Origin of the sequence: Gymnodinialimonas sp. 202GB13-11, assembly GCF_040932485.1 — a bacterium.
In the GTDB taxonomy this organism is placed as follows: domain Bacteria; phylum Pseudomonadota; class Alphaproteobacteria; order Rhodobacterales; family Rhodobacteraceae; genus Gymnodinialimonas; species Gymnodinialimonas hymeniacidonis.
Genome location: NZ_JBFRBH010000001.1, coordinates 206167 through 224930 on the forward strand (window position 1 = coordinate 206167; position 18764 = coordinate 224930).

Consider the following 18764-nt stretch of genomic DNA (forward strand, 5'->3'; position numbering starts at 1 on the left):
CTTTCCTATCGGGCGCGGTGGACGTGTGCCGATTGCACCAAACCAAAGGCCACCATCAAGACCAACATGGCCGATCCGCCATAACTGACCAGTGGAAGCGGCACACCCACAACCGGGGCAAGGCCCATGACCATTGCCATGTTCAGCGCGAAGTAGAGGAAGAAGGTCACGGCCACACCCATCACCACAAGTGAGGCGTAGCGTTCGCGCGCCATCAACGCGGTGGCAATGCAGAAGACAAGGATCAGCACGTAAAGCAGCAGCAAGGAAGCCGCGCCGACGAACCCAAACTCTTCCGCCAATGTGGGGAAGATAAAGTCAGTATGGCTTTCTGGCAGGAAGTCGCCCCGGATCTGCGTGCCCTGCATGAAGCCACGCCCCGTCCACCCGCCAGACCCAAGCGCGATCTGGCTTTGCGTGATGTGATAGCCCTCCCCCAATGGATCGCGGGTTGGGTCCAGAAACGTGTCGATACGCGAATACTGATAGTCCGCCAACAAGGCCCAATCCGTGCCGCGACTTGCAAACACGGCTGTCACCGCGCCGATCCCGAGCCCGATGACAGAAGCGAAGTAGAGCCAATGCACGCCGGCCAGAAAGATCACCGCACCGCCGCCCAACAGGATCAGAAGCGAGGTGCCGAGGTCGGGTTGGATGAATGTAAGGCCAACGGGCAAACCGATGATCAGAAGCGGGATGATGACGTAAAGCGGGTTGGAGACCTTCTCCAGATCCAGCCAATCATAGTAGGCGGCCAGCATCATTACGACCGTGATCTTGGCCACCTCGGACGGTTGCAACCGCATGAACCCAAGGTCGATCCAGCGTTGCGCGCCGCCGAAGGTGGAGCCGAAGAATTCCACATACAGCAGAAGCAAGATGGATATGATATAGGCCAGCACAGACATGTTGCGCCAGAACCAGATCGGCACCAACGCCACGATGATCATAGCGCAGAAGCCAAGGGCAAAGCGCTGCATCTGCGTCTCGGCCCAGGGGCTGAAGGAACCGCCCGCGACGGAGTAGAGCATCAGGAAACCGACACACGCCACCGAGATCAGCAATAGCGCCAGCGCCCAGTTCAGGTGCAGGATCTTCTGCCAGCCGGTCGGGGCTGATTTGACGTTGTATTCGAGAAAGCTCATGCGCCTTGCTCCTCCCGGCCCGGCGTGCGGCCTGATGGTTGCGGCGGGGCCTCAAAAATCGGCAGGGTGCGGTGCATCTCTTCAATGCCGCGTCGCTGGCTGACGGGGTAAAGCTCGGACGGTGGCACATCGCCCACCTGAGCGCGTAGTAGGATGTCACGCCCAATGGGGGCTGCCGCGACTGATCCGCCGCCGCCATGTTCCACGATAACGGCGGCCGCATAGCGCGGATTGTCGTAAGGCGCGAAGCCTACGTAAAGCGCATGGTCGCGCCGTTCCCACGGCAGGTCCTCATTGCGGATCACACCCGCCGCACGTTCAGCTGCGGTGATGTTGCGGACCTGGCTGGTGCCGGTCTTGCCCGCGATCGTGTATTCCTCACCCATCGTTCGGCTGCGGTAGGCCGTGCCCCGGCTGTGGTTGTTCACCCGCCACATGCCTTGGTGGATCAGCGCCAGATGTTCTGGATCAACGCCCAGATCCTCCGGGTCAGGCCGCGCCTCCGGCACGCCATCTACCGAACGGATGAGGTTCGGGATCAGGGTCTTGCCGCTCGCCAGTCGCGCGGTCATCACCGCCAGATGTAGCGGCGACGACAGGACAAAACCTTGCCCGATGGACGCATTCAGCGTGTCACCCACCACCCAATCCTGTTCGAACCGGCGGCGCTTCCATTCCATTGTGGGTGCCAGCCCCTCGGCAATGCCGCTCATGGGCAGGTCATGGCGGATGCCGCAACCAAGTCGCCGCGCCATGGCCGAGATATTCTCGATCCCCACGCGCTGCGCGAGTTCGTAGTAGTAGACGTCGCAGGATTGGCTGAGGCTCTCGATCAGATTCATCCGGCCATGCCCGCCGCGCCGCCAGCAGTGGAAGCGACGATTGCCGATTTCCATATGGCCAGGGCAGGCAACCGTCTCATCTGGCGTGATGAAGCCACCTTCCAGTGCGGCAAGGGCGACCACCATCTTGTAGGTCGAACCAGGCGGATAAAGACCCTGCGTCGCCTTGTTGGCCAGCGGCCGGTAGGGGTCTTCGTTCAGCCCCGTCCATTGCGTGGTGGAGATGCCGCGCACGAACAGGTTTGGATCGAAGGTAGGGGCGGAGGCCACGGCGAGCACATCGCCATTGGTGCAATCCATGATGACCGCACCGGCGCTTTCGCCATGCATCCGTGCTTCAACATAGTTCTGTAGACCCGCATCGACGGTTAGCTGAACATCGCTTCCGGGGGTTGCGGGATCACGATCCAACTCGCGCATCACCCGGCCAGAGGCGTTGACCTCCACCCTGCTGGTGCCTGCACTGCCCCGTAGCATGCCCTCGGCCTTGTCCTCGACGTTGTAGCGGCCAACCTGAAAGTCGGGGATCTGAAGGACCGGGTCGGTATCGCCGGTTTGTTCCAGATACCAATCGCTAACGGGCCCAACATAGCCCACGACATGGGCGAAGTCCGCGCCGAGCGGGTAGACACGGGAAAGGCCCACTTCGGGGTTCACGCCGGGTAGGGCAGGGGCGTTGACGGCCACAGCCGAAAGCTCCTCCCAACTCAAGCGGTCGGCAATGGTCACGGGTACGAAGGAAGGGCGGCGGCGGATTTCCTCGCGCGCGCGCTCCAGCGACACGAGGTCGAGGTTCACCAGACGCGCAACCTCATCCAGCACGGCATCCACATCGCCCGCGTCTTCGCGCACAATCGTAATGCGGTAATTCTGCTCATTGCCCGCGAGCAGCACCCCGCGCCTGTCAAAAATCAGGCCACGGGCGGGCGGCAAAAGGCGCAAGTTGATGCGGTTCTCTTCGGCCAGAAGGCGGAAGTCATCGGCGCGTTCCACCTGCAAATATCGCATCCGGCCCGCCAGCACGCCACCGGTGCCAATGAACAAGCCACCCACAATCAGGCTTCGCCGCGTGATTGTGCGGACGCTTTCCTCGATTTCACGTTGGGTGCGTTTCATGGGCGGCAGACAGGTTACAAGGCTTCAAGCTCGGTCGGGCCGAGCTTACGCAAGCCGAAGACAAATTTCGAGACGGCGACGACGATTGGATAGATCACAATCGTGACGATCCCCTGAAGCAACGTAAGCCCGAGCGGATCGAGATCCACCAGCAGGATCCATAAAACCAGCCGATTGAGCAAAACCATGCCCATGATCGCACCGGCCACGACCCCCCATTCTACAAGAAACGGAAATTCAGCCATCGTCAGCCGCCGCGTCCGGATGCTCTCGGATGCCAGAATTATCAGCAACGTCCATAGCCCAGGTGGCCGCTGGAAGAGAAAATCAGCCAAAAGAAACACGACGAGCAGCATTCCCAATGGAACGACCGCCGGTTGTCGGATCATCCAGGCGAAGGTCAATGCCAAGAGCAGGTCCGGCGGCGGGAGCGATCCGAAGAATCGACTGATCGAGATGCGAATGATGTCGCCGAATGAGGGGATAGCCGGTGCTTCCGGCGGGACATAACTTTGGTCGATCGGAATCAATCGCAGGGTTATGATGGTCAGTGCCAGCACCAGAAACATCAACCGATAGCGCCAAATATGGCGGGCGGACAGCGCGCTCATATCAGTTGTCCTCAGACGGCACAGCCTCGGCCCTGGCGGACGGGTCAGGAACCAGAATGCCCTCGTCGTCGAGCATCATGCCTGCGGGTGGCCATGGCGGACCAATCAGGTCAGCCGGATCATCCAGTGTTGTTCCGGGATGGCTGCGCATGACACGCAAGAAATTCAGCCGCTGCAAATCCGCCGAAAGGCGCGCGCGTAGCAATCTGTCTGACGTAAATACAACCTGCCCAACCAACAGGCCCGGCGGGAAAAGCCCGCCATCGCCGCTTGTCACGATCCGGTCGCCGGCCGCGATATCTTCTGGGTCTTCCACGAAATCCAGCACCGGATTAGCCGAATTGTCCCCCATCAACAGCGCTTGTTGCCCACTTGGCAGGATCGTCACAGGGATGCGGCTTGCGGCATCGGTCAGCAGCATCACGCGCGCGGTCGAGTCGCCCACGCCTGAGATGCGCCCAACCACGCCTAAGCCGTCCATCGTGGCCCATCCGTCCAAAATCCCGTCCCGCGCGCCCACATTCAGCAAGACTGAACGCCGGAAGGGCGACCCACTGTCAGCCAGCACGATGCCCGTCACAAATGTCAGCTCGGGGTCCAGTTGCACGCGGTTCAAATCCAGAAGGCGCGCGTTTTCCTGCTCCAACTGCAACGCCGCCTCGCGCCAGGCGCGCATCTGCTGCAATTCGCGTCGAAGCTCTTGATTTTGCTCGAACAACCGGGCGTAACTTTGGAAGTCTTCCGCCATCCGCGCGATGCCGGTGATTGGGGCCATGGCCCATTCCATGTTGGGAACATAGCGGTCCACGATGGCCGAGCGGATACGCTCCATCCGTGGGTTGTCGATCCGCCAGATCAGAACAAGCGAGACGAGCAACAGAACCAGCACCGCCAACAGCAAGCGCCGGACGGGTCGTGTAACGGAATCGTCGTAACTTTCCCGGGCCAATAGGTGCCTCTCGGGTCTGGACGCGGTTTAGCTGTCGTAATCTATCGCATGACGCAGGAGATTCTCATACTCCAACGCCTTGCCAGTGCCGAGAGCCACGCAGTTCAGGCTTTCGTCCGCCACGCTGATGGCAAGTCCGGTTTGTTCCCGCAGCGCCAGATCAAGCTCACCCAGCAGCGCGCCGCCGCCGGTCAGCATGACACCACGGTCCACGATGTCCGCCGCCAGATCGGGCGGAGTTGCCTCAAGCGCCCCCATCACGGCCTCGCAAATCTGCTGCACCGGTTCGGCCAGCGCTTCGGCGACCTGAGCCTGACTGATCTCGGTTTCCTTGGGCACACCGTTCAACAGGTCCCGCCCGCGAATGCGCATCGACGCGCCGCGTCCATCGTCGGGCATCCTTGCGGTGCCGATGGAGGTCTTAATCCGTTCTGCCGTTGCTTCTCCGATCAACAGGTTATGCTGCCGCCGCAGGTAAGAGATGATCGCCTCATCCATCCGGTCGCCACCCACGCGGACAGACCGCGCGTAGACGATATCGGCCAGCGACAGAACGGCCACCTCGGTTGTACCACCGCCGATGTCCACAACCATCGACCCCGTCGGATCGGTAATCGGCATGCCCGCCCCAATCGCCGCCGCGATTGGTTCCGCAATCAGGCCCGCCTTCCGTGCACCGGCTCCCAGCACCGACTGCCGAATGGCGCGCTTTTCGACGGGCGTAGCACCATGGGGCACACAAACAATGATCTTGGGCTTCGAGAACGTCGTGCGCTTGTGGACCTTGCGGATGAAGTGCTTGATCATCTCTTCGGCCACATCAAAGTCGGCAATCACACCGTCGCGCATCGGCCGGATTGCCTGAATGCTTCCGGGCGTCCGTCCCAGCATCAGTTTTGCGTCTTCTCCAAAGGCCAGCGCCTTCTTCACGCCGTCCTTGACCTGATAGGCCACCACCGACGGCTCATTCAGGATCACACCGCGGCCACGCACGTAGACCAGCGTATTCGCCGTGCCGAGGTCGATCGCCATGTCGGAGGAGAAAAGGTTGCCAAGAAATCCGGCCATATGGACGCGTCCGTTCGTCAATTCAAAAAGGGGCCTCCCCTTCACGAGGACGCCCACCAGAGACTCGGCATATAGACGTTAGGGGGGCTATGCGGCAAGGGGTGGGGGGTAAGGTGATCGGCGGAGGGGTGCCGGCAGTTCGGCACGCCTCCTCACTGTTTGAATTTAGCCGACGTCCTTGTAGCTCACTTCCTTCACATCCCCGCCGGTCTTTTCCCGCCGCACGATCAACCGGTTGAGCGCGTTCACATAGGCCTTTACGCTCGCCACCACCGTGTCGGTATCTGCCGACTGGCCCGTAGCGATGCGCCCGTCTTCCTCGACTCGCACGGTCACGGTGGCCTGTGCATCCATGCCCTCGGTCACGGCGCTCACCTGATAAAGCTGCAAGGACGCCTCGTTCGGGAACAGCGCTTTGACCGCGTTGAACGCCGCGTCGACCGGTCCGTCGCCCTGCGCGGTCGCCTGCATATCCTCATCGCCGACCCTCAACGTCAGATCCGCCGATTGCGGCGCTTCCGTCCCGCAGATCACGCGCAGGAACTTGACCTCCAGATGGCCCTCACCGTCCGAGCCCGCATCCGTCACCAGCGCGATCAGATCGTCGTCAAAAACCTCTTTCTTCCGATCCGCCAGCGCCTTGAACCGCACGAACAGATCATTCAGCTGATTGTCGGCCATGTCATAGCCCAGATCCTTCAGCTTGGACCGCAACGCCGCCCGCCCCGAATGCTTGCCCATGACGATATTCGTCTCGGTAAGGCCCACATCCTCGGGTCGCATGATCTCGAATGTATCGGCGCTTTTCAGCATGCCGTCCTGGTGGATGCCGCTCTCATGCGCGAAGGCGTTTTTGCCGACGATGGCCTTGTTGGGCTGCACGTTAAAGCCCGAGACGGTGGCGACCCGGCGGCTCAGATGCATGATCTTGGTCGAGTCGATGCCCGTCGTATACGGCATGATGTCGTGGCGGACCTTCATGGCCATCACGACCTCTTCCAACGCCGTATTGCCCGCCCGTTCGCCCAACCCGTTGATCGTGCATTCAATCTGTCGCGCACCACCGGCCACGGCGGCCAAAGAGTTTGCCGTCGCCATGCCCAGATCGTTGTGGCAATGGGTGGCGAAGATGATCTCATCGGCGCCGGGGACCTCTACGATCAAGCGCCGGATCAGGTCGGCGCTTTCCACAGGCGCCGTATAGCCGCAGGTGTCGGGGATGTTGATTGTGGTCGCACCGGCCTTGATCGCGATTTCCACGACCCGGGCCAGATAATCCCACTCGGTCCGCGTCGCATCCATCGGCGACCACTGGACGTTGTCACACAGGTTCCGCGCATGCGTGACCGTCTCGTGAATACGATCCGCCATCTCGTCCATCGTCAGGTTCGGGATCGCCCGGTGCTGGGGCGAGGTGCCGATGAACGTATGGATGCGGGGGGATTTCGCGTGTTTCACAGCTTCCCAAGCGCGGTCGATATCCTTGAAGTTCGCACGCGCCAGGCCGCAGATCGTGGAGTTCACGGCATTCTTGGCGATCTCGGAAACGGCGGCAAAGTCACCCTCCGAGGCAATCGGGAACCCCGCCTCGATAATATCCACGCCCATCTCGTCGAGCAGGCCGGCAATCTCCAGCTTCTCGTCATGGCTCATGGTGGCGCCGGGCGACTGCTCGCCGTCCCGCAAGGTGGTGTCAAAAATCAATACGCGATTGTCGGTCATCTCTTCATATCCTTAGGCTTGAGTGTGTCTCTCCGGCGCTGTCCTCCCCTGAGCGGTCGCGCCGAATGGCACGCTCAGAGGCGGCTAAGGAGAAGAAGGCCAAGCAGGGCGGCACGCGGACGATCCGCGGACAAAAGGATATGAGGCTGCTTGGTCAACATGCGCCGCACGATACACCGGAAATCGCAAATGAAAAGGGCAAAGCGTGCCCGGCAGGGTCACACCCACGTCCGCGCCTCTTCCCGCTCCGGCCCTTCCAGGTGCGGTACCGCATTGAAGCTGGTCAGGAACGTCCCACCCTCGACCACACGGAACCGATGCACGGAGGAGTTGAAGATCGGCAGCAGCACCTGCGCCAGCCGGTCCATGTCCAGCCCCAGCGCAATTCTCAGCGACATCGCGATCACCCCGCCAGAGGTCACGCACAACACCCGCCGCCCCGGCGTGGCAGCCTCCGCCAGAACCGTCGCGATCCGCGCCTCGAACTCCGCAAAGGGTTCAGACCCATTGATCTCCTGCGCGTGCCACGCCTTCAGCGTCTGCGGGATGTGATCCGCGAAATCCTGCTGCGTGGCTGGAATCGGCATCCCATGGGTGATCTCCATATCGCGGGCCAGTGCGAAGTAATCCAACTCGTTCAACCGCGCATCGGCCTGCGCTGCTGCGACGCCGATCCCCTCCGCCGTCTCACGATGCCGCCGCATCGTGCCGCGATAGACCTTATCGAACTGGGCTTCCTGTTTGGAAAACCATTCGCCCAACCAACGCGCCTGGTGATGCCCAAGCGGCGAGAGCCGATCATATTCTTCTTCCGTGGTCGCCCCGGAATTCGCTTGTCCATGACGGACAAGGATCAATTCACCCATTTCGCGTCTCCTTCAGTGCCCCGTCTAACGCGACAGGCGCTTGACGCAAGACGGGTCTGCCTTACCTGCACCCGCCATGATCAATGCACTTGTTATCGGAGCGTCCGGCGGGATCGGACAGGCCATGGTGGCCGAGATGCGCGCCCGCGGCGGGAACGTCACTGGGCTCTCCCGCTCCGTCGATGGGCTCGACATCACCAAAGCGGAAACGGTCGATGCAATCCTTGGCGCGCTCAACGGCCCGTTCCAGACTGTCTTCGTGGCAACGGGCATCCTCGCCGCAGCAGGGCATGCCCCCGAAAAACAACTCTCCGCCATCGATCCTCTGGCCATGGCCGAGGTCTTTGCCGTCAACACCATCGGCACCGCCAACATCCTGCGCCATCTGCCCCGCTTGCTGCCCAAGCAAGGCCGCTCGGTCAGCGCGGTTCTCACCGCCCGGGTGGGCTCCATCGGTGACAATCGCATCGGCGGTTGGCACAGCTACCGCGCGTCCAAAGCCGCGGCGAATATGCTCGTCCACGGCGCGGCCGTCGAACTGGGCCGGACCCACAAAGATGCCATCGCGGTCGCCTTGCATCCCGGCACCGTTGCCACGCCCTTCACCGCCGACTACGCCGGAACCCACAAAACCGTGCCGGCGGATGAGACCGCAAAGCTGCTCTGCGACGTGATGGAGCGCCTTCAGCCGTTCCAAACCGGCGGCTTCTACGACTATTCCGGTGCGGAGGTGCCCTGGTGAAACCCCGTATCGTCCTGATCCTCGGCGACCAACTGTCGCCCGATATTGCCGCGCTGCGCGAAGCGGACAAAGACCGTGACATCATCCTGATGGCGGAGGTGGCGGATGAGGCGGCTTACGTCCCCCACCACCCCAAGAAAATCGCGTTCATCTTCGCCGCCATGCGCAAATTCGCAGCCTCGCTTGAGGCCGACGGCTGGCAGGTCCGCTACACCAAGCTGGACGACCGTGAGAACGCCAACTCGATCCCCGGCGAAATCCTCCGCGCCTGCGAGGAGGCTTCAGCCGAGGAGTGCCTGACAACCGAACCCGGCGAATTCCGTCTGATCGAAGCGCTCGAAGAGATGCCGATCCCCGTCCACATTTTCCCCGACGACCGCTTCCTCTGTTCCCATGCCGAATTCGAAGCATGGGCCGAGGGCCGGAAAGAACTGCGGATGGAATGGTTCTACCGTGAAATGCGCCGCAAGACGGGCCTCTTGATGGATGGCGACAAACCCGAAGGTGGCAAATGGAACTACGACCACGACAACCGCAAACCGCCCCCCGGTGGTGTGGACGCGGCCCCGATGCAATTCACGCCCGATGAGACGGTGGAAGAGGTTTTGGCGCTGGTCAAATCCCGCTTCGACAACAACTTTGGCACGCTCAAACCCTTCTGGTTCGCCACCGACACCACCCAGGCCCGCCGCGCGCTGAGCCATTTCATCAAGACGGCCCTGCCGCAATTCGGCGACTTTCAGGACGCGATGATGGTGGGGGAACGGTTCCTCTACCACTCGATCCTGTCCATGTACCTCAACGCCGGCCTCCTTACTTGGCAGGAGATATGCGACGCCGCTGAGGACGCCTACACATTCGGCCACGCCCCTCTCAACGCCGTCGAAGGCTTCATCCGCCAGATCATCGGCTGGCGCGAATACATGCGCGGCATCTACTTCCGTGAAGGCCCCGACTACACGCGCCGCAACACGCTCAATCACCAGCGCAAACTGCCCGCCTTCTACTGGGACACGGACACGAAGATGACCTGCCTCAGCGAGGCCATTACCCAAACCCGCGACGAAGCCTACGCACACCACATCCAACGCCTCATGGTCACCGGCAATTTCGCCCTTCTGGCAGGGATCGACCCCCACGAGGTCCACGAATGGTATCTCGCCGTCTACGCCGACGCCTACGAATGGGTCGAAGCGCCCAATGTCATCGGGATGAGCCAGTTTGCCGATGGCGGTATCGTCGGCTCAAAACCTTACGTCTCGGGCGGCAATTACATCAACAAGATGTCCGATTACTGCAAAACTTGCCAATACGACGTGAAGGTCAAAACGGGGGAGGGGGCCTGCCCCTTCAACTACCTCTACTGGGCCTTCCTCGACCGCCACAAGGACCGCTTCGGCAAGAACCCCCGCATGGCGCAGATGTACCGGACCTGGATGCGCATGTCGGAGGAAAAACGCGCCGACACCCTGCAATCGGCCGAGGATTTTCTGGCAAGGCTTTCCGCAGGTGACCGGGTCTGAGTGGCAGGTTAGGCAGGGGCATGACCCGCTCCCTTCCATTGCGCCGTGCAGTCTTTCTTGGTCTTTTTGGCTTCGCGGCGGCGCCCGCTTACGCTCAGAACATCCGCCCTCTCGGTGATGATCTGATCTTGAATGTCCCCCCCGGCTTCGAAGCATTCGAACAGCCCGGTCGCATCGAGTTGGAGCAAACCAGAGCACTGCGTACACCGCTTTCGATCTGGATATCCGCAAGCGAGCCCGTCGCCCTGCATTCCCGGCTGATCCATGGGCGCTATGGCGACATACGCTACACGGTTGAGGCGCAGGAAATGGACGGCTCCGGCGGAGATTTCTACGAACTCCGCGCACGGCGCATCCTGCCCGACGGTCGCGAGGTCGGGCTGCTGGCCTATCGCCAAAGCGAAAGACGCCCTGATTTTTCCGTGGCGCTGGATGTGCTAGCCTCGGTCCAACTCCGCGATCCTTCATGAGGGTGCACCATGGCCAAAGCCGACAACAAAACGACCGCCACCGAGGCCGATGTCACCGCCTTCCTTGAGGCGGTCGAGCACCGCACACGCCGCGCCGATGCGCTGGCCCTCGACGCGCTTTTCCGGGAAGTTACCGGCTTCACGCCCCGCATGTGGGGGCCGACCATCGTGGGATACGGACGCTACGACTACGTCTATGACAGCGGGCGGGAGGGGTCATTCCTCGCCACAGGGTTCAGCCCACGCAAAGCAAATCTGTCAATCTACATCATGCCTGGCTATCAGGACTATTCCGAGATCCTCTCCCGCCTTGGCAAGCACAAGATGGGAAAATCCTGTTTGTACATTAACAAACTGGCCGACGTAGACACCGGCGTTCTGGAGGAATTGGTGCGCACCGGGTTAATCGACCTAGACGCCAAATGGGCGGTTAACCCTGCCTGAGCAGCACGGCCCTACCCTGGTGCACTCTCACGTCTCACAAGGGCTCAACTCGCCTCGGCCCATATCCCGGCATCGTCTTGACCCAAAGGCGATTGCGGGTTGCCCGATAAAACACGCCCGGGCACTTCCATGCGAAACCGTGCCCCCGGTAGGCCCTCTTGTTCCAATGCAGGGCGCACCTCCAAAGTGCCCCCACGGCTTTTCAGCAATTGGTACACGGACCGCAGGCCAAAGCCATGGTTTCCGTCACGGCGTTCCCCTTCGGCGCTAAGATCCCGCAGCTGCGTTCCTTTCGGAAGGCCAGGTCCGTCGTCGGCCACTTCAAGGATCAACAGGCCGCGCACGACATCCTCACTCAACCGTACGCAAATCCGTTCACCCGCGAACCGCGCTGCATTCGCCATCAGATTGCGAAGGCCCATCTGCACCACAACGGCGTCGCACTCGATGCTCGCGTCCGGCACGTCAATCTCCAGCGTCATTTCCGGGTCGACCATCGCCGCAATGTCATTGGCAAGGCGTCCCAACTCCACCTCGGTCGGGCGGGAGACATCGCCGCTGAACTCCCGGCTACGCGCAAGCGTGCTGCCGATCTGCTCAAGTGCCTCGTCCACGGTTTTGGAGATCAGATGGAGTAATTCCACCTTCCCGTCCCCCATGTCGTCGAACCCGTCCAGAACCAGATCAACAAGGCTCGACACCGTCGCCAGCGGACTGCGGGCATCATGGGCCGCCATGGTCGAGAACAATTGCAATTCGTCGAACCGCGCCGCCATCTCCGACACTGCTTCCGCGGCGGCGAATTCGCGTTCTTTCGCCTCCGTTGTCGGAACGGCAATCCCCAGCACAACACGGCCACCAAAGCCTGTGGGTTTTGACAAGGTCGTTTGCCACCAGGTCTCGCGACCCTCAATCATCAGGCATTCTTCGTACGATACTGGTTTGTCCCCATCCAGACAGGCGCGATAATTCCCGGTCAGCTGTGCCGCCATGCGTGCGGGAAAAATCTCTTCCGCTGAGCGCCCCGCAAAGATGGAGGATGGAACCCCAGCAACGCGCCCCAGCGTTTCATTCGCGCGCACGAATTCAAGCCGAGCATCATCATGCTCCACAAGGATAAACATCGGCAGATCAACGCCATCAATCCACTGAACAAGGCGCCTGAGGGCCGCTTCATCAGGAGTTGCGTCTTTAGGGGGCATGCCGTTTTCCTCAAGCGTAGACGACCAATCTACATGGCCGCTCTCGCCCTCGTGCTAGACAATCAAAATTAATAAGTGGTTTCTTTCTGGCCTATTCCCACCAGGGATCAACGCGGGCGATGTCATCGTCGGACCAGCCGAAATGATGTGCGAATTCGTGGATCAGAACGTGCGTCACCAACTCATTCAGCGTGACGTTCCCCCGGTCCACCCATTCATCCAAGATAGCGCGTCGGAACAGCCAGATCGTGTCCGGCCCCTCGGGTTGATCCATCACCGATTTCTGGGTTAGCGGGATGCCGTCATACAGGCCCGTCAGCTCTAACGGGTCTTCCATCTCCAACTCGGACAGCATAGCCGGATCGGCAACATCCTCGACCCGGATCACAACGCTTGCGGCAGGCCCCTTCCATGGCTCTGCCAACGCATCGCGCGCGGCATAAGCCATCTCTTCCATCTGGGCGAAGCTTGGGGCGGTCTGATCGGCATAGTCCATCCCCCCGATATGGACAAAACGCCCGCCCCGTGAAAGAGGAAGGGCCGCAATCCGCATCTGAGGCCGCCCATGTCCGTCACCACCCGTTTCGCCCCGTCGCCCACCGGATATCTCCATGTCGGCAACCTGCGCACGGCTCTGTTCAACTTCCTGATCGCGAAGAAGGCGGGCGGAACATTCATCCTGCGTCTCGACGACACGGACCCGGAGCGTTCGACCCAAGAATTCGCTGACGCTATCCAGCGCGATCTGGAATGGCTCGGGATCGAATGGGATCAGCTTGAAAAGCAGTCAGACAGGTTTGACCGCTACGCCGCGGCTGCCGATGAACTGCGCGAAAAGGGCCGGTTCTATGAGGCTTGGGAAACGCCAACGGAGCTCGACCTCAAGCGCAAGAAGCAGCTGAACATGGGTCAGCCGCCCGTCTATGACCGCGCGGCGCTGAACCTGTCGGACGACGAGAAGGCCGCCCTGCGCGCGGACCGTGGCGACGGTGTCTGGCGCTTCAAGCTGGACCATGAGCGTATCGAATGGACCGACGGCATCCTTGGGGATCTGAGCATCGATGCGGCCTCTGTCTCCGACCCCGTCCTGATCCGCGCCGATGGCCAGGTGCTTTATACGATTGCCTCTGTGGTCGACGACACCGACATGGGCGTGACCCATGTTGTCCGTGGCTCCGACCACGTCACCAACACGGCCACGCAGATCCAGATCATGGACGCTCTCGGCAAAACCGCGCCTTCATTTGCCCACCATTCCCTTCTGACCGGCCCGCAGGGCGAGGCGCTCTCCAAACGTCTCGGCACGCTTGCGCTGCGCGATCTGCGCGAACAGGGGATGGAGCCTATGGCGCTCCTCTCGCACATGGCGCGCATCGGCTCGTCGCAGCCAGTTGAACTGGTCGAGAGCATCGATGAACTGGCCGAAGGTTTCGACCTCAACCATTTCGGCTCCGCGCCGACCAAGTTCGACGTCGACGATCTCTGGCCGCTGACTGCCCGCATCCTGCACGAAACGCCATATGACGCCGTCGCCGATGACATCGCCGCCCTCGGCGTGCCATCCGACCTCGCACCGACCTTTTGGGATGTCGCCCGTGCCAACATCACCCGTAAGTCCGAGATGGCCGAGTGGTGGAGCCTTTTCCGCGATGGTGCCACGCCCCTCGTCGATGACGAAGACCGCGACTTCATCGCGCAAGCCTTCGCCATGCTACCGGACGCACCCTACGACGCCGACACTTGGTCGAACTGGACCGGCGCAGTGAAGGAAGCGACCGGCCGCAAAGGCAAGGGCCTCTTCATGCCGCTGCGTAAGGCCGTCACAGGGCGCGAGCGCGGGCCGGAGATGGCCGATGTAATGCGCCTGCTGCAGACCAAGCCAAGCCTCTGAGGGCGCAGCCCTGACAAAATCGTGAAATGCAGGAGAACCGGAAGGCGACAAATCCGGATGGCTGCCGTAGGGTCATGCGCGGAACGAACCCCTTCGGAGCCCCTTCAAATGAAACACCTTTTCCCTCTTCTTACCATTGCATGCCTCGCCGTCCCGTCCCTTGCCTCCGCCCAACAGGCGATTGAGGCCGGCCCGATCTGGAACCAGCAGCACGCTAATCAGGTCTGCCCGGCCATCGCAGCGTCCCAGGGCGGCACATGGACCGGCCATTGGTGGACGACCGTGCCGAACGAAATGTCAGTCTGCCAGATCAGCATCCCGCAACCTGCCCGCGCGGTCGAGGCGGGTCCGATCTGGAACCAGCAGCACGCCAATCAGGTCTGCCCGGCCATTGCGGCCTCCCAAGGCGGCGAGTGGACCGGCCATTGGTGGACAACCATCCCCAGCGAGATGTCGGTCTGCCAGATCCGCTAAGCCCCTAGAAAACCTCTGGCGATTGGAGCGCACCCGTGCCACCAATCGCCCATGGCCCAGTCGCAAGCCGTCTTCCTCGAAGGATCCCTCTTTCGCCACATCACGGTGATGTCGCTGACATCGTCGCTGGGGCTGATGGCCGTCTTCCTCGTCGATTTCGTCGACATGATCTTCATCTCTATGCTCGGGAAGGAAGAACTTGCCGCTGCCGTGGGTTACGCTGGCGCAATCCTGTTCTTCACCTCCTCCTTCGGCATCGGTATGGCGATCGCGGGCGGGGCCCTTGTGGCCCGAGCCCTTGGGGCAGGGGATGAGGCGCTGGCCAAACGCCGCGCGGGCACGACGCTCACCTACGGCGTGATCTTCGGGGCCATCTTTGCGGCAATCGTCTGGGTCTACGTCCCCACCTTCGTGGCGCTTCTTGGCGCATCCGAGACGACGCAGCCCCTCGCTACCTCCTATCTGCGCATCATCGTCCCCTCCCTACCGCTCCTGCTGGTGGGCATGGTCGGCGGCGCGATCCTGCGCGCCCATGGCGATGCGCGCCGCGCCATGATGGTCACGATCTGGGGCGGCGTGGTGAACGCGGTCCTCGATCCCATTTTGATCTTCGGCCTCGATCTCGAACTTACGGGGGCCGCTATCGCGTCGGTCTGCGCGCGCATCGCGATTTGTGTCATGGCCATTATCCCGATCATCCGCCACCACGGCGGCTTTGACCGCCCGGCATTGCCCGACCTCCGCCTGGACCTCACCCCGATCCTCGCGCTGGCTGGCCCCGCCGTCGCCACCCAACTCGCCACACCAGTGGGCCAGGCCTATGTCACCCGTGCCATGGCCGAATTTGGCGAGGAAGCCGTCGCGGGCATGGCCATCGTGGGTCGCCTGACACCGGTAGCCTTCGGCATCCTCTTCGCGCTCTCCGGTGCCGTCGGCCCCATCGTCGGCCAGAATTTCGGCGCGGGTCAGCACGACCGCGTCAAGCGCACCTATACCGAGGCGCTACTTTTCTGCGGCATCGTCGTTGTTCTGATCTCGGCCATCCTCTTCGGCCTGCGCGGCCCGATTGCGGCGCTTTTCGAGGCGACAGGCACCGCGCGCGAACTCGTTTTTCTGTTCTGCGGCCCGCTGGCGCTTCTATTCTTCTTCAACGGCATGATCTTCGTGTCCAACGCCAGCTTCAACAATCTTGGCCATCCCTACCAATCGACCGCTGTGAATTGGGGACGTCACACGCTTGGCACGATCCCATTCGTGATACTCTTCTCCATGTGGTTCGGCGCTGCGGGCGTGCTGATCGGACAGGCCGTGGGCGGGGTTCTCTTCGGCCTTCTATCCTTCATCCTCGTCCGCCGGATCATGGCGCAGGAAGCGGCTCCGCAACCGCGCGAGCCCTTTGCCCGCGAGGGTCGTCTCCACGCGCTCTTCCACATGCGCCGCTAAAAAACTTCGGAACCATTTCCACCCCCGGTTGTTCTCTCCCCAAGACACACAAACCGGAGGGAAGACCAATGGAATATGGCATTATCGGCTTGATCGTTCTGATCGCCAACATCTACGCACTGTTCAAAACCTGGACATCCGCTGCATCGACGGGCGCAAAACTCATCTGGACGCTCGTCATCCTGATCCTGCCGGTCCTGGGCTTCATCGCCTGGCTGATCGCAGGCCCCAAAGGCGGCAGCAGCGTCAACGTGTGACGCCAGCGAAGTCTAACTCACAGGGCCACCCCATGCGGGTGGCCTTTTTGTGTCACGGGGGGGGGCTACCCATACGCTCATCGGCAAAATCAGACCCCATTGCGTGTCCATCACCGGCCCATGCGCCTGAAACCCTGCCTTCTCATAGGCCCGGATCGCGCGGGTATTGCCTGGGTGCGGGTCGGTGGCTACGACCGGCACGCCATCCGAAAACATCCGCGCGACGCTCGACATGATGAACCCGCTGCCATGGCCTTTCCCAAGCCAGTCCGTTGGGCCGATGAACTGGTCGATCCCCCGCGCACCTTCGGGGAAGTGGCCGAAATGATGTTCGAACTCCCACCCTTTGACGGAATAGGTCTGCTGAAACGCGAACGGCGTGCCGTCGCATGACACCACGTTCAACGACAGGCGCGGGTCGTCCAAATCATCCGCATCGAAAACCGGCTCATCATCCCACCATTCCGCCACATGGGGGAGGGCTTGCCACGCGGTCAACATGGGCAGGTCGTCTAATGTGGCAGGGCGGAAACTGTAGTGCGCGGCGCTCACGCGTAGACCGTGCTCCAGCGTTCCACCAAAGCCTGCTGCAGGCGTTTGGCCGCACGGTTGTATGTGCGCGTCCCTTGCGGGCGCTCGCGTTGATCCTCGGGGATTGCGTCACGCCGGTCGAGATCGGCGCAGAAGATCGTGAAGGCCAAATCACGGCCCGACGGCGCGCGGGCATATCCCGCAAGTGTCGAGACGAAGTTGAGTGTGCCCGTCTTGGCGACAACCTCAACCGGATGATCCTCGATCACGTTCCCGTCGCCGTCGCGCATCGGGATATCTTTCATCAGATCTCGCAAGCGGCTGGTCGGCCCGGCGGCGATCAGCGCGCGGGTCATGTCCTGTGGCCGGATGCGGCTTCCGACACCGAGGCCGGAATGATCCACGAAATGGACATTCCGCGCGCCCATCCGGTCCGCCATCCACTGCGCCATGGCCGTACCCGATTCGGTCAGGCCAGCTGGTTGCGTGCCCCCAGCTTGCGTGGCCATCAGCCCCATCACTTCCGCCGTCAGGTTGGTCGACCAACGCATCATCCCGCGCAGAATATCCTCCAGGGGATCGGAGGAATGCTCGACCAGAACCAGCGCCGTATCGGGCGCGCTCCGTGCGTATTCGGGGGAGGGCAGGCGGACACCCTGTTCCGCCATCAGTGTCTGGAAAACTTCGGCCATGTAAGCGGCGGGTCGGCGCACCGGAAGCCAGCGCGCACCGGCATCACCCAAGGCACCGCGCGCGACGGTCCAGGCGTCGTGACTGTCGGCATCCGAATAGGTGTAAACGGGCGTCGTCCGCTCCGCGATCTGCATCCGCGCGACCTGCACAGCCGGGCGCAAACTGGCCGAACGCGCGTCCATCGAAATTGTGTAATCCTCACCCACCCGTTCCCACTCGAAATGGACGCGGTTGAAGTTCAGGTTCAGGGCCGAGATCGCCGGGTTATACCCCACATGCGGTAGCTGTGCAGGATCGATCTGCCAAATCTCGGGCAGGGCGCCGGTGGCCACCCGGAACCGCCCCGTCACCTCACGCACGCCCATTTCGGTCAGTTGGGCACACATTCCGGCCAGCGCATCGGTGTCGAAAATCGGGTCGCCCGAGCCCACAAGCCACAAGTCCCCATCCAGCCGTCCGTCCGCCAAAACCCCGTCCGAGACGATGCGCGTGCGGAACCGGTGCGCAGGCCCCACGCGGTCTAGCGCATAGGCGCACGTCACAGCCTTTGCGACCGAGGCAGGCGGCAGGGGATAGAGCGGATTGACCACCTCCAGCATCTCGCCCGTTGCGGCATCGGCCACGGCAAATCCCACGCGCCCGCCAAGGTTCGCATCGCGGATCAGATCGGCGGCTTCGGGGATCGTGCGGATCAGGAATCCGGTCGGGCGCAGCTGCGGTCTCAAGGACCTTTCAGGTGCGGCACCCCACGCGGCGGTCGCGGTGCTTGCAAGAA

The 18764-nt window shown here is 61.9% G+C and carries 19 protein-coding genes; 8 read left to right on the forward strand and 11 right to left on the reverse strand.

Features of this window, described 5'->3' with window-relative positions; genetic code table 11:
- Positions 1-5: 5 nt before the first annotated feature.
- The 7 genes from rodA to V8J81_RS01050 all read right to left on the reverse strand — a co-directional run bounded on the left by rodA (position 6) and on the right by V8J81_RS01050 (position 8319).
- Positions 6-1145: a rod shape-determining protein RodA gene (rodA, locus tag V8J81_RS01020; RefSeq protein WP_368473893.1), complete on the reverse strand. Its 1140-nt coding sequence runs from the start codon at positions 1143-1145 to the stop codon at positions 6-8.
- A complete protein-coding gene (gene mrdA / locus V8J81_RS01025) occupies positions 1142-3103 on the reverse strand; it encodes a penicillin-binding protein 2 (protein ID WP_368473894.1) in 1962 nt (653 codons plus the stop codon). Before mrdA ends, rodA begins: the two co-directional genes overlap by 4 nt.
- A 14-nt stretch (positions 3104-3117) precedes the next feature.
- Positions 3118-3714: a rod shape-determining protein MreD gene (locus tag V8J81_RS01030; RefSeq protein ID WP_368473895.1), complete on the reverse strand. Its 597-nt coding sequence runs from the start codon at positions 3712-3714 to the stop codon at positions 3118-3120.
- A 1-nt stretch (position 3715) separates the two neighbouring features.
- Positions 3716-4663: a rod shape-determining protein MreC gene (mreC, locus tag V8J81_RS01035; RefSeq protein WP_368473896.1), complete on the reverse strand. Its 948-nt coding sequence runs from the start codon at positions 4661-4663 to the stop codon at positions 3716-3718.
- A gap of 27 nt (positions 4664-4690) precedes the next feature.
- Complete coding sequence (locus V8J81_RS01040) at positions 4691-5731, reverse strand: rod shape-determining protein (RefSeq protein WP_224816026.1); 1041 nt, start codon at positions 5729-5731, stop codon at positions 4691-4693.
- Between the two features lie 165 nt (positions 5732-5896).
- Complete coding sequence (locus tag V8J81_RS01045) at positions 5897-7453, reverse strand: 2-isopropylmalate synthase (RefSeq protein ID WP_368473897.1); 1557 nt, start codon at positions 7451-7453, stop codon at positions 5897-5899.
- Positions 7454-7671: 218 nt separating this feature from the next.
- Positions 7672-8319, reverse strand: a complete 648-nt coding sequence (locus V8J81_RS01050; protein WP_368473898.1) for a histidine phosphatase family protein — start codon at positions 8317-8319, stop codon at positions 7672-7674.
- Positions 8320-8395: 76 nt separating this feature from the next.
- On the opposite strand from V8J81_RS01050, the gene V8J81_RS01055 reads away from it, so the two are divergent.
- The 4 genes from V8J81_RS01055 to V8J81_RS01070 are packed head-to-tail and all read left to right on the forward strand — an operon-like array spanning position 8396 to position 11498.
- Complete coding sequence (locus tag V8J81_RS01055) at positions 8396-9061, forward strand: SDR family NAD(P)-dependent oxidoreductase (protein WP_368473899.1); 666 nt, start codon at positions 8396-8398, stop codon at positions 9059-9061.
- Positions 9058-10584, forward strand: coding sequence for a cryptochrome/photolyase family protein (locus V8J81_RS01060; RefSeq protein ID WP_368473900.1), 1527 nt, complete (start codon positions 9058-9060; stop codon positions 10582-10584). The genes V8J81_RS01055 and V8J81_RS01060 overlap by 4 nt, the downstream gene beginning before the upstream one ends.
- A gap of 20 nt (positions 10585-10604) precedes the next feature.
- A complete protein-coding gene (locus V8J81_RS01065) occupies positions 10605-11054 on the forward strand; it encodes a Tsi3 family protein (RefSeq protein ID WP_368473901.1) in 450 nt (149 codons plus the stop codon).
- Positions 11055-11063: 9 nt separating this feature from the next.
- Positions 11064-11498, forward strand: a complete 435-nt coding sequence (locus V8J81_RS01070; protein WP_368473902.1) for a DUF1801 domain-containing protein — start codon at positions 11064-11066, stop codon at positions 11496-11498.
- Between the two features lie 44 nt (positions 11499-11542).
- Here V8J81_RS01070 and V8J81_RS01075 read toward each other — a convergent pair whose 3' ends face one another.
- Together V8J81_RS01075 and V8J81_RS01080 are read right to left on the reverse strand one after the other, a co-directional pair.
- Entirely contained in the window at positions 11543-12700 is a 1158-nt protein-coding gene (locus tag V8J81_RS01075; RefSeq protein ID WP_368473903.1) for a PAS domain-containing sensor histidine kinase, read from the reverse strand.
- Between the two features lie 91 nt (positions 12701-12791).
- Positions 12792-13196 carry a metallopeptidase family protein gene (locus V8J81_RS01080; protein WP_368473904.1) on the reverse strand — a complete coding sequence of 135 codons (405 nt, stop codon included), beginning with the start codon at positions 13194-13196 and terminating at the stop codon, positions 12792-12794.
- Positions 13197-13265: 69 nt separating this feature from the next.
- On the opposite strand from V8J81_RS01080, the gene gltX reads away from it, so the two are divergent.
- From gltX to V8J81_RS01100, 4 genes are all read left to right on the forward strand, one after another.
- On the forward strand, positions 13266-14591 hold the full coding sequence (gene gltX, locus V8J81_RS01085; protein ID WP_368473905.1) for a glutamate--tRNA ligase: 1326 nt from the start codon (positions 13266-13268) through the stop codon (positions 14589-14591).
- A 108-nt stretch (positions 14592-14699) separates the two neighbouring features.
- The gene (locus V8J81_RS01090) at positions 14700-15065 is read left to right on the forward strand and encodes a mannan-binding lectin (protein ID WP_368473906.1); all 366 of its coding nucleotides are present in this window, start codon (positions 14700-14702) and stop codon (positions 15063-15065) included.
- Positions 15066-15116: 51 nt separating this feature from the next.
- Entirely contained in the window at positions 15117-16508 is a 1392-nt protein-coding gene (locus tag V8J81_RS01095) for an MATE family efflux transporter (RefSeq protein WP_368473907.1), read from the forward strand.
- A 68-nt stretch (positions 16509-16576) separates the two neighbouring features.
- Positions 16577-16765 (forward strand): PLD nuclease N-terminal domain-containing protein, encoded by a 189-nt coding sequence (locus tag V8J81_RS01100; protein ID WP_368473908.1) that lies wholly within the window; start codon positions 16577-16579, stop codon positions 16763-16765.
- 12 nt (positions 16766-16777) lie between these two features.
- Here V8J81_RS01100 and V8J81_RS01105 read toward each other — a convergent pair whose 3' ends face one another.
- Together V8J81_RS01105 and dacB are read right to left on the reverse strand one after the other, a co-directional pair.
- A complete protein-coding gene (locus V8J81_RS01105; protein WP_368473909.1) occupies positions 16778-17266 on the reverse strand; it encodes a GNAT family N-acetyltransferase in 489 nt (162 codons plus the stop codon).
- Between the two features lie 47 nt (positions 17267-17313).
- Positions 17314-18714, reverse strand: coding sequence for a D-alanyl-D-alanine carboxypeptidase/D-alanyl-D-alanine endopeptidase (gene dacB / locus V8J81_RS01110; protein WP_368473910.1), 1401 nt, complete (start codon positions 18712-18714; stop codon positions 17314-17316).
- Between the last annotated feature and the right edge of the window lie 50 nt (positions 18715-18764).